5 protein-coding genes are annotated in these 12,159 nt (G+C 47.7%); 4 read left to right on the forward strand and 1 reads right to left on the reverse strand.

Translation table 11 applies throughout. The features are described 5' to 3' along the window. Positions 1-319: 319 nt before the first annotated feature. The 3 genes from AB5935_RS00680 to AB5935_RS00690 are packed head-to-tail and all read left to right on the forward strand — an operon-like array spanning position 320 to position 7,118. Positions 320-2,056 (forward strand): glycoside hydrolase family 43 protein, encoded by a 1,737-nt coding sequence (locus AB5935_RS00680; RefSeq protein ID WP_038610666.1) that lies wholly within the window; start codon positions 320-322, stop codon positions 2,054-2,056. A 41-nt stretch (positions 2,057-2,097) separates the two neighbouring features. Beyond that, positions 2,098-5,169 carry a SusC/RagA family TonB-linked outer membrane protein gene (locus tag AB5935_RS00685; RefSeq protein ID WP_007839857.1) on the forward strand — a complete coding sequence of 1,024 codons (3,072 nt, stop codon included), beginning with the start codon at positions 2,098-2,100 and terminating at the stop codon, positions 5,167-5,169. Positions 5,170-5,183: 14 nt separating this feature from the next. Further along, positions 5,184-7,118, forward strand: coding sequence for a RagB/SusD family nutrient uptake outer membrane protein (locus AB5935_RS00690; RefSeq protein WP_007839858.1), 1,935 nt, complete (start codon positions 5,184-5,186; stop codon positions 7,116-7,118). Between the two features lie 626 nt (positions 7,119-7,744). Here the strand turns inward: AB5935_RS00690 and AB5935_RS00695 are convergent. Further along, positions 7,745-11,797 carry a two-component regulator propeller domain-containing protein gene (locus tag AB5935_RS00695; RefSeq protein WP_038610664.1) on the reverse strand — a complete coding sequence of 1,351 codons (4,053 nt, stop codon included), beginning with the start codon at positions 11,795-11,797 and terminating at the stop codon, positions 7,745-7,747. 237 nt (positions 11,798-12,034) lie between these two features. Here AB5935_RS00695 and AB5935_RS00700 point away from each other — a divergent pair, with 237 nt between their 5' ends. Then, positions 12,035-12,157, forward strand: a complete 123-nt coding sequence (locus AB5935_RS00700; protein WP_007839861.1) for a hypothetical protein — start codon at positions 12,035-12,037, stop codon at positions 12,155-12,157. Positions 12,158-12,159: the final 2 nt, after the last annotated feature.

The following is a 12,159-nucleotide window of genomic DNA, read 5'->3' on the forward strand; positions in this document are numbered from 1 at the left end:
ATTGGACCGGTTGCTTTGCCGGGTATTGTCCAAACAGACCGTTTGCAGAGATTCCGTTCGTCGTCCGGGACTTACAAACGGTCTTTTTATATCCGTGTTCTTCAATTACAGTATCTGGTGGCGTAATTATAATTTGTTGTAATATAGTATGTTATGTATGTATTGTAACGCAAATAAAGATTCATGTAACACGTTTGAAGCAAGATGTAACTCTACGAAAGATGCGTGTATCATGCAGAGAATTTATATTCGGCGACACTTTCTATATTTGCGTCTGAAATCCGTAAAGGAATTGGTCAATTATAATACTAGAAAGACAATGAAACAAAAACAAAAGCTGAAAAGATGGTCGGGCGTGCTGATCGCTTTAGGGGTGTTGGGCTCCTCCTTTACCTCATGTAGTTCGATCAAGAAAGGAAATGATTTGCCAGTTGTAGGAAAGTCTGTCGCTCTTTTCGATTACTTTAATTATAAAGGTGAGGATGATGTCTATATTTCCAATCCGCTTCCGGGAGATGATTATTTTTATAATCCCATTCTGCCGGGATGGTATTCCGATCCCAGCATTTGCACCAATGGCGAAGGCGATTATTTTCTGGCTGTTTCCACCTTTACTTATTATCCGGGTGTGCCTCTTTTCCACAGCAAAGACTTGGTGAACTGGAAGCAGGTAGGGCATATCTTGAATCGTCCTTCTCAATTAGTCAACATGGAGGGGCAACACGTAAACGGAGGAATTTTTGCTCCGGCCATATCCTACAACCCGCATAACAAGACTTATTATATGGTTACTACCAATGTAGGGGCCGGAAACTTCTTTGTGAAGACACAAGATCCTTTTGGCGAATGGTCTGATCCTATTATGTTGCCCGAAGTGACAGGCATTGATCCCTCTTTCTTTTTCGATGAAGATGGGAAGGCCTACCTTGTCAATAATGATGACGCGCCGGACAACAAGCCCGAATACAGTGGACATCGTACCATCCGTGTGCAGGAATTTGATGTGAATGCGGACAAGACGGTGGGGCCGCGCAAGATTCTGGTGAACAAGGGAGCTCGTCCGGAGGACAAGCCCATCTGGATTGAAGGTCCGCACCTTTATAAAATAAACGGGAACTACTTCCTGATGTCTGCCGAGGGTGGAACAGCCGGATGGCATTCGGAAGTAATTTTCCGTGGTGATTCTCCGACGGGCAAATTCATACCGTGGAAGAACAACCCTATTCTGACCCAGCGTCAGCTGGATGCGGAGCGTCCCAATCCGGTGACGTGCGCCGGACATGCCGACTTGGTTCAAACCCGGGAAGGGGATTGGTGGGCAGTCTTTCTGGCTTGCCGTCCCATAAACAACACGTTCGAGAATTTAGGACGTGAGACTTTTATGATGCCCGTCAAGTGGAGTGAGGATGGTTTCCCCTATATGACGCAGGGGGATGATCTGGTGCCAGTCATTGTCCGCCGCGAAGGAGTGAAGCGTGACGAATCTGCCACCTTCGGAAACTTTGAAATGAATGACGGTTTCGACGGACAAACATTGGGTATGGAATGGATGACTTTGCGTGCTCCTGCTACCGGACTTTACTCGCTTTCCCAGACTCCGGGTTATCTCACTTTGAAATGTGATTCAGTCAGTGCTTCCGAAAAGAAGGTGCCGGCTTTTATATGCCGCCGGTTGCAGCATCATAAGTTCGAATGCAGCACGCGTATGTTGTTCTGTCCGCAGAGCAAGGCGGAGCAAGCGGGCATATTGTTGTTCAAGGACGAAAAGCATCAATATTTCCTGGCTGTAGGCAGGGATGACCAAGGTGAATGTATTTCCCTCAGGCAGATAGGCGATGGGGAAAGTAAGATGCTGGCTTCCGTTCGCTTGGACGACGGAGGAGTGCTTACCGACCTGAAGGTGGTTTCGCGCGGAACACATTATGATTTCTACTATGCTCGCCAGGAAGGTGTGTGGAACGTGTTGTGCAGGAACGTGGACGCCGGGTATCTGTCAACGGCCACTGCCGGAGGCTTTACCGGAACAACGATAGGCATGTATGCCACCTTAAAATAAATGACTATTTGATTTTTTGTATAACTTAAATTAATGTATTAATGAAAAATGCTATGAATTTTAGGCCGGTGGGGCTGATGCTTCTGTCCTGTCTCATTCCTCTGTGGGCATTTGCACAGAGCGTGATGGTAAAAGGTGTAGTAAAGGACACAAGTGGTGAAGCCATCATCGGAGCCAGTGTCTTGGAAAAAGGCACTACCAACGGTACGATTACCGATTTTGATGGTAACTTTGCATTGAATGTATCGAAAAACGCCGTGTTGGTGGTGAGTTTTGTCGGTTACAAGAACGAGGAAATCCCGGTAGCGGGAAAGAGTTCTTTAAAGATTACATTGAAGGAAGATTCCAAAGCTTTGGAAGAAGTGGTGGTGATTGGTTACGGTAGCGCCCGCAAGAGTGACGTGACCGGATCTATTGCATCGGTAGGCGGAGAGAAGCTGCGTGAGATGCCTGCCACCAATATTACATACGCTTTGCAGAACCGCGTGGCAGGTGTGGATATGGCTCAGACTTCTTCCGCACCGGGCGCTTCCATGCAGATTCGTATTCGTGGTACCCGTTCGTTGAACGCCAGTAACGACCCGTTGGTAGTATTAGACGGAATCCCCTTTATGGGTAATTTGTCCGATATCAATCCCGGAGATATCAAGAGCATGGATATCTTGAAGGATGCATCCTCTACTGCTATCTACGGTTCGCGCGGTGCCAATGGTGTTATCCTGATCACTACACACAAAGGTGCACAGGGTAGTCCCGCCCGGTTTACTTACAATGGGTATGCAGGTATGAAGAAAGTATTCTCCAAATATCCCATGATGAACGGCAGCAAGTTTGCCGAAATGCGTAAACTGGCAGGCAAGTTCGAGAATTCGGTGGACGAGTCGGACGATGTGGATACTGACTGGCAGGACTTGATGTTCCGAGACGGTTATGTAAACAGCCACGATGTCAGCGTGTCCGGTGGTACCAACGGTGGAGGCTACAGCTTTGGCGCGGCTTACTATAAGGATCAGGGTGTCATTCCTACTCAGAACTATACCCGTTACTCTCTGCGTGGTTCTTTCGATCAGGGTGTGGGAAAATATTTCCGCTTCGGACTGGTGAACAATACCAACTATAACGTCACTAAAGGTTCCAATATCGGACTGTATGGTGTGCTTGCCATGTCTCCTATCGCTAACCCCTATAATGCGGACGGCACATTGAAACGTACCGTGAAATACAACAGTCAGGATGAGTCATTTGTATTGACCAGAGGCGTTGTGGAAGAATTGGAAGACAGTTGGCTGAGCAAGACCGAAGGCTTCGGTACGTACAACAACCTGTTTGCCGAAGTGAAATGCCCGTGGGTGGAAGGTTTGAAATACCGTGTCAACCTGGGTTTGAACTATCGTTCTACTAAAGGTGGATCGTTCACCGGCGAAGGCATCAACAGCACTACGGCCGACACTCCGTCTACCGCTTCGCTGAACCACTCGGAAACAACCAACTGGACTGTGGAGAACCTGCTGACTTACGACCGTACTTTCGGAAAACACCAGCTGAACGTTGTCGGTATGTACTCTGCCGAACAGACTGTCTATACACGTTCGGACGTTGCCGGACGGGATATTCCTGCCGAATATTTCCAATTCTACAACATCGGGCGTGCGGAAGGCACCATTACGGTGAACCCCGACAACTGGAACTATCAGAAGAGCGGTCTGATGTCTTGGATGGGCCGTGTGATGTACACTTACGACAATCGCTATATGTTGATGGCGACTGTACGTGCCGACGCTTCTTCACGTTTGGCAAAGGGACACCAATGGCACACTTATCCCGCCGTATCGGCAGGATGGAACATTCGTCAGGAAGAGTTTATGGACGAGGTGGACTGGATAGATATCCTGAAACTGCGTGTAGGTTACGGACAGACCTCCAACCAGGCTGTTGATCCTTACAAGACCTGGGGACGCTTGGCAACCCGTCCTTATAACTTCGGTCCTACCGGCTATGTCACCGGTTACTATGTATCCGAACTGCCTAATGCCGAATTGGGGTGGGAATATTCTTCTACATGGAACTTCGGTCTGGACTTCACCTTGCTGAGAGGACGCCTGTCCGGTACATTTGAGTATTACATTCAGAAAACCACCGACTTACTGCAAAGCGTAAGCCTTCCTTCCACTTCGGGAGTAAGCAGCTATATGGCTAATGTGGGAAAGACGGAAAACAAAGGTTTTGAATTTACCTTGAACGGAACGATTCTGGACAACCATAACGGATGGACATGGGAGGCAAGCCTCAACCTGTCTGCCAACCGTAACAAACTGACCGAACTGGCTTCGGGCTCCAAAGATGATAAAGCGAACAACTGGTTTGTAGGACATCCCATCGACTGTATCTACGACTATGAAAAAGTAGGCTTATGGAACAGTGATGATCCCGATTTCCAATACTTGGACATTCTGGAGCCGGGTGGCAATGAAGGTATGATCAAAGTGAAATATACCGGTGATCGTGATGCCAGCGGCAAGCCGACTCGCGCCATTGGTCCCGAAGACCGTCAGATTATCAGCTTGGAACCTAAATTCCAAGGAGGTTTCAGCACTCGCGTGGCCTATAAAGGCTTCGACTTGAACGTTATCACCGCCTTCCGTTGCGGAGGCAAGCTGATCAGTACGCTGCACCACAGCAACGGTTACCTGAATATGCTGACCGGTCGTCGCGGACAAGTGGATGTAGACTACTGGACACCGGAGAACAAGGGTGCCAAGTACCCGAAACCGGGTGGTATCCAGAGTGGTGACAATCCGAAATACGGAAGCACATTGGGTTATTTTGACTCTTCTTACTGGAAAGTGCGCAACATCACATTGGGCTACAACTTCGAGAAGCAGGCTTGGCTGACCCGCATGGGCGTACAGAGCCTGCGTGCTTACCTGTCCGTACAGAATCCGTTCATCATCTGTTCTCCTTTCCATAAAGAAACCGGACTGGATCCCGAAACCAACTCTTACGGTAACGAGAATGTAGCTGTGACAGAAGGTATTCAGAAACGATTCCTGACAGTAGGTACTAACTCACCGTCCACCCGTAACTATTTATTCGGTATTAACTTAACATTCTAAATGAAAGCATGACTATGAAACCTATATTTTCAAAAATAAGAGTTTTGGGAACAGCCGCACTGGCTTTGTTCCTGACAGCATCCTGTTCAGACATTCTGGACGAGCAGCCGCGCAGCAGTTATGATCCTACTTTCTTTAAGACAGAAAAGGGGGTGGAAGGCGGTGTGACCTCCATGTATGCACACTTGCGCTATATTTACGGACAAGCTTATTATTATAATTCCTGTCTGACGGGAACCGATGAGGCAACCTGGGGATGGAGTGCCGATGGTAACTTCAAGGATGCCGACCTGTCCGGAGTAGGCAACCTGACTGCCACGACTTGCCGTTCCGACGCCTTGTGGGGAACCGCTTTCTCGAACATCAACACCGCTAACGGAGTGATAGAGAACGGTGCCGAAGTAGGAGTCAATGAATCATTGGTTTCCGAAGCCCGCTTCTTCCGTGCGTTCGATTATTTCCTGTTGGTGCAGACCTTCGGCGGAGTGCCTCTGGACCTAGGTTCCGGCGAACTGAAGTTCAATATCACTCCTTCACGTACCTCCGTGCGCAATACCGTGCCCGAAGTGTACACCAAGGCCATCTTCCCCGACTTGCTGACCGCTATCGAGAACTTGCCCGCTAATCCTCGTGTGACGGGTGGAGTGACCAAGACCGTTGCCCGCCTGTACTTGGCAAAGGCTTATCTGACTTATGCCTGGTGGCTGAAGAATCCGAATAACATTCCTACTTATCCCGAGTGCCAGCGTACGGACCCCGACGGACACGATGCGGCATGGTACTTCCAGCAGGCATACGATGTGGCGGTTACTGCTATCGAGAACCCCGGTCCTTTCGGCTTGCAGGAAAGCTTTTGGATGGTGAATGCCGGACCCAATGACCGTAACATGGAAATCCTGCTCTATGCAGACCATACGCAGGAAGACGAGTATTATAATGGTGGCAGCCTGAGCTACGGTGGCGGTGGTGCTCCCGATAACTTTGCCGGATGGATGATGAACTGGAACTATACCGACGCGCGTTCGGCTGATAATCAGGCTGTCATTAACCGTATTGCCGAGCAATGTTATGGCCGCCCTTGGACCCGTATGGCTCCTCCGTTGGGTGTGTTTACCAAGACGTTTGCCGACAAGGTGAACGACTCCCGTTACGACGGTACTTTTACTACTGTTTATCGCGGCAACTGGTCTACAGCCGGACAGAACTGGGAATCGGTGACCAATGCCAACGGAATGAAAGTGAAAGAACGTGAACCTATATTCTCTTTCGTATTCCAGGATATGGATAAGATAGACTATGCAGGAGAAGGTTCTAAAAGCAATCTGGGAGCAGGTACGTTGCCCGGTCGTGCCGACTGGGTATTGGGACTGGATGCGGTAGGCCGCTATGTATATCCCGGTCTTTGGAAACTCGGCCCGTATCGTACAGACAACGGCTCCGGAGCAGGACAGCCCAATGCGGGAAGTACCCGTCCGTATAACATCGCCAAATTCTCCGAACTTTATCTGGTTGCTGCCGAAGCTGCCGTAGAAGGAGCTGCCACACAAGCCGGCAAGTCTGCCCGTGACCTGGTGAACGTGCTTCGTGCCCGTGCCGGTCGCTGGACTTACAGCAATGCCGAGTACAAGGAAGTGGATCGTGATTTCAGTGCTGAAATGACAGCCGCCACTCCGGCAACCATTGACATCAACTATATTCTGGATGAACGCAGCCGCGAGTTCTATGGCGAAGGTTATCGTTGGTTCGACTTGGTTCGTACTCAGAAATGGAATGAATATGCTGACAGTTACGTGATTTGTGGAGGCAAGGGTGATCACAATCCGCAGACTTACAGCCGTACCATCGAAGCGTTCCATTATCTCCGTCCTATCCCACAAGGACAGTTGGATGGCATGGAAATGACAGAGGAGGAAAAAGACGCTTATCAGAATCCGGGATACAGAGATTGATTTTTTGTTTTTTAAGAGTACCCGCCGTTTCTTTCTGTTTCTGATGGAAGAAGCGGCGGTCTTTTTATAGTATGGACTGCTGGGTAGGTTATCATCTTCCCATAGAATATATGTTTTCAGTTTGATGAGTATGTGGCTTCCTTCTGATAAATTTACTGTTTCACTTAGGTGGGTAAGTTTTATCACTTAAGTGATGAGGATTCTTTACTAAGGTGATGCAATTTCATCACCTTAGTGAAACGATAAATTTATCAAGAGGAATTAGGGTATTCATCAGGCTGGTAAAGGATACTTGTACAGCTTGTTGCTGCTTGTAGTTTGCGATTGGTGGATATGGGGTCTGTCTGTTCCTGTCGGATATGTTTTGAAGTAAGGAAAGAGCTTGGGAAATATTTTTCCATCGGCTGAAAGGACTGATAGCAGACTGAAAGGACTACTGTCAGCCTTATGCATTGTGTAATAGTGAGTTATGCCGGCTGAATGGACTGAAGAAAGGTTCGTGAAATAGGTATATGTAAGAGTGTTTTGTAGGAAAAGTGTATTTGTTCATACCATTGTATCCGCAAAGTTTGCATTCGGCGGAAACTGGGTCTGTACTTGGTGGAAAAGAGAACCGGAAATTATTTTCAGTTCTCTTCCTTATTCTTATCCTGTTTCAAATGTTGTTCCATGTATATGCTGGGAGGCATTCCGTACAGATCCTTGAAAGCGGTCGAGAAATTGTTGGGATTGGTGAATCCGGTCAAATCCGCCACTTCGGCTATGGTGTACCGTTTCTTCGACAACAGTTCTGCCGCTTGTTTCAGTCGGATGTTCCGGATAAAATCCCGTGTGGTCTGGTTGGTCAGTTCTTTCAGTTTACGGTGCAAGTGCACGCGGCTGATGCCTACCTCGGTGGTAATCATCTCCACGGTGAGGTTCGGGTTGCTCAGGTTTTCGTTGATGACCCGCATGATTCGTTCCATCAGTTTGTCATCGGGGGACTGTACTTCTATTGGTTGTACCTTATCTCCTTGGGTCTGTTGTCCGGTATAGGTATTGCGTAGCCGTTCACGACTGCGGATCAGGTTGGCGGCCGTTTTCCTCAATATCTCCATATGGAAAGGTTTGGTCATGTAGGCGTCGGCTCCTGTTTCCAGACCTTCCAGATTGTCTTCCTCCCGTGTCTTGGCGGTGAGCAGTATTACCGGGATGTGGTTCAGGTTCACATTTTGCTTTATTTTGCGGCATAAGGTAAGTCCGTCCATTTCGGGCATCATGACATCACTTATTACCAGGTCCGGGGTTTTATTGAAGATGCTTTCCAGTGCCTCCTTGCCGTTGCAGCTTTCCAGGGTATGGTAATCGCTTGCCAGTTCACGGCAGATATAGCGGCGTATATCTTCATCGTCTTCTACCACCAGTACTTTGTATTTCGTTTTGGTTCGTGTTTTTCCGTTTTCTTCTTCCTCGGTTTCATAAGGAATAGGAAGGACCGGAGCCGGAGTGTGGAAGAGAGGAGCTTTGTCGGCTTCCATTTCTTCTTTGCGCAGATGGGCGCATCCCAGAGGCATACGGATGATAAAGCTGCATCCCGGTTGTCCGTCCGGATTATTTTCTACACGGATGTCTCCGTGATGAAGTTCCACCAGTGAGCGGGTGAGGTGCAGCCCGATACCGGTACCTATGTTTGAGTTGTTTTGGCTATTCCGTATCTGGTAAAAGCGTTCGAATATGTGTTCTGTTTCTTTGGGGGCGATTCCTATTCCGCTGTCGGTCACGGTGATTTCGGCATACTGTTGTAATGGTTTCGGCAGGGTGGAGTCCTTACCGGTGCGTAGCCGTATGTCCACACTGCCTCCTTCGGGGGTGAATTTGAAGGCATTGGACAGGATGTTCAGGATAATTTTGTCGAAGTTCACCGGGTCCACCCACAACTTTAAGTGGTCGGCGCCCTCGTGGTGGAACTGCAAAGTAATTTGTTTTTTGTTCGCTTGTTCTGTAAAGGTTTCACACAAATCATTAATGAATCCGGTCATTTCGGTTTCACGGAAAACGAGTGACATCTGCCCTTTGTCTATCTTGCGTATATCCATCAATTGGTTTACAAGCCGAAGGATTCTTTCGGAATTGCGCCAGATGATGCGGTAGTTCTTTTGCCGTTCGTGGTCTGTATCGTTTGTCATCAGTTTTTGCAAAGGACTGATGATGAGTGACATCGGAGTACGTATCTCGTGGGAGATGTTGATGAAAAACTGTAGCTTGGCTTCGTTTATCTGTTCAGCATGGATATGTTGCATCATTTCCTGCCTTATGCGGTAACGGTGTCTCACTTGCAGGATGATGCCATAGACGGCTGCTACTGCCAATAAGGCATAGATCAGCATGGCCCAGCCCGATGCCCACCATGCCGGTGCGATGTGAATGGTGATTTCATCGGTGTCGGATTCCAGCAGATAATCTTCGGCTTTGATCCGGAAATGATAATCGCCGGGGGGAAGGTCGCTGAATGACACTCGGTTGACTCCTTTGGGAAGCTTGACCCAGGGGGTGTTGTTTATGGTATATAGATACGTGATACGTTCGGAATTATTTAGTTCGCGGGTAGAGAACTCGATGCTGAAAGCGTTGTCGTTATGTGACAAGTGGAAATCCCGGGCCTCAAAGACGGAGGTGTTTATGATTTCTTTTCCGCCCGACAACATTCCTTTCCTTATGGGCTGGTCGTGCAGATAGAAGTCGATGATGCGTACGTTCCATTTTTTTGCGGGATTCGTAATCTCTTGAGGATTGAAATAGGTAATTCCATTTGTACCTCCAAACCAGAGTATGCCGTTGTGGTCGGCAAAAGAGGCGTTTTTGCTGAATTCATTTCCTTGCAGACCGTCGTCTGCATAGAAATTGCTGAACGTGTGGGTATTCAGATTAAAACGTGACATTCCGGCATTGGTGCTTATCCATAAGTTGTCCTGCCCGTCTCCTTTGATGGCATATACGGCGTTACTGGATAGTCCGTGGGCGGTGGTGTAGGTCTTTAGTTGCCGGGTTTGGGGATTCCATTCCGCCAGTCCGTCGGAACTGCCTATCCAGATGTTGCCTTGGGGGTCTTCATAAAGGGAGTGGATGATGTGTCTGGACAGGATTTCTTCAGTCTTGAAGTCGTCGGTGCTCAGGTCTATACATCTTATTCCGTCATACGTTCCTACATAAAGGTGGTTGTCACCGGCATACAGAAGACAGCTTATCCATTTATATTTTTCGGTGGCAGCATTGAATTTAGGATCATATACAGACTGTCCTGTCTTCAAGTCATAATAGAAAAGTCCGGCTCCCATGGTGGCTATCCAGAGTCGTTTGTCCTGGTCTTCAACCAGATCATACACGCGTTGGATACGGTTTCCATGCTTGTCTGTCAGATTCTGCAGATAGCTGCACTGTCCTGTTTTCTTATCCAGTCTGCCTAGTCCGTTGGTATAGGATCCGAACCACAGATTACGTTCAGAGTCTTCATACAAGCCGAAAACGGTGGAAGGAACCGAAAAGGGGCTGTCATGTGGGGCATAATGGACTCTTTGCTTCAGTTCTGTGGTGATACCGTATATGCCGTCGTTGTCAGTACCTATCCATAATATGCCTTCGTGGTCGCGGCAGAGTGAGGTGATACAGTTGGAGCCGATGATATTCTTGTTTATTGATTTGTAGCCTATGTACTTGAAACTGTTGGGCTGTGCGGGAATCATCATAACCCCTTTCTGGTAAATGGCTATCCATAGGTTTCCTGCATTGTCTTTCAGGACGGAGTGTACTTTGGAGGTACCGGAGTCGAGGTAATTATTATCAAAAGGGTAATCCGTGATGAGCTGTTTGGGGATGTTGAAAATCTTGGCGCCTTTCCCGTCCGTGCCCAGACAAAGCTCGTTCTGGCTTATCTGGCAGATGGATTTGATAGGCAGGTTTTGTTTTCCTTTATAAAGGATAGGAATGAACTCTTCTGCCGGTTGGTTATATTTCAGCAATCCTTTGCCTATGGTTGCCAGGTAGATGTCTCCGTAGTTGTCTTCATAGAGGTCCACAATGGTCATTCCCTTCTCTTGTTTCAGAAAGTGCTTGCTTTTATTGTCCGCAGAGAGGCGGTAGATACCATTCTCACCCTGTGTTACCCAAAGATTGTGTTGTCTGTCCTCTATCATGTAGTCTGTCATTTGGGTGGGGATAGGTAAATCCAGTTTGTGTGCAGTCAGTTTCCCCTGTGTGATGGTTATGGTACACAAGTTGTTTCCCGATACCCATATTTCTCCGTTCCTACACTCCAGAATGGACATGATATTGCTGTCAAAAGTCTTTCCGTCTTCCCATTGCGCCTGTGTGCTGAAGCTGTCGGTGGCGGGATCGTATAACTGTATTCCATTATAGGTTCCTACGAACAATCGTCCCTTGCTGTCTTCATACAGGGCGCGTACGTAGTTGTGGCAGAGAGAGTGCTCGTTTTCCGGATCATGCTTGTAGATGACGAATTTGGCTCCGTCGTAGCGGTTCAGTCCGTCTTCGGTGGCGATCCAGATCATACCGTTCCGGTCCTGATATATCTTGTTGATCAGACTGCTGGACAGTTCCCTGTCTGTTGTGAAGAATTTATATGATTGTCCGTGACATAATAAAGACAGGAACATGAATAGTGTAAGAAGCGTATGTTTCATCATAATATAATATCTCAGATTGATTCAGGCGCACAAAAATAATTCAAAAAAATATATATAGCCTAATAAAAAAGAGGTAATTTCTATACTTCCCGCCATAATAGGGTGAGTTTGTAACATGGGAAAAGGACTATGTAACATAGTTCCGCCCGAAAATAAAGCGGATGTCTTTATCTTTGCTCTTGTTGAGCCGTGAAGAACGGAAAATAAAAACAACCTTGTGAATTTAATACCATGAATATGAAACTTGAATGTGATTTATCCGGTATCCGGAAATGTATGATGAGTGGCTTGTCCCTGTTGCTTGCCGGAGTGTTGCAGGCGCAGAATCCGATTGTGAAACTGGCTATAGTTAAAAAATAGAA

The sequence above is a fragment of the Phocaeicola sp. RTP21198st1_B8_RTP21198_201120 genome, from assembly GCF_040929485.1.
Taxonomy (GTDB): Bacteria; Bacteroidota; Bacteroidia; order Bacteroidales; family Bacteroidaceae; genus Phocaeicola; species Phocaeicola dorei.

Excerpts from the sequence above, each read along its gene's own strand:
- AB5935_RS00680 (WP_038610666.1), top strand. The coding sequence starts at position 320 with ATGAAACAAAAACAAAAGCTGAAAAGATGGTCGGGCGTGCTGATCGCT.
- AB5935_RS00700 (WP_007839861.1), top strand. The coding sequence starts at position 12,035 with ATGAAACTTGAATGTGATTTATCCGGTATCCGGAAATGTATGATGAGT.
- AB5935_RS00685 (WP_007839857.1), top strand. The coding sequence starts at position 2,098 with ATGAAAAATGCTATGAATTTTAGGCCGGTGGGGCTGATGCTTCTGTCC.
- AB5935_RS00690 (WP_007839858.1), top strand. The coding sequence starts at position 5,184 with ATGAAACCTATATTTTCAAAAATAAGAGTTTTGGGAACAGCCGCACTG.
- AB5935_RS00695 (WP_038610664.1), bottom strand. The coding sequence starts at position 11,797 with ATGATGAAACATACGCTTCTTACACTATTCATGTTCCTGTCTTTATTA.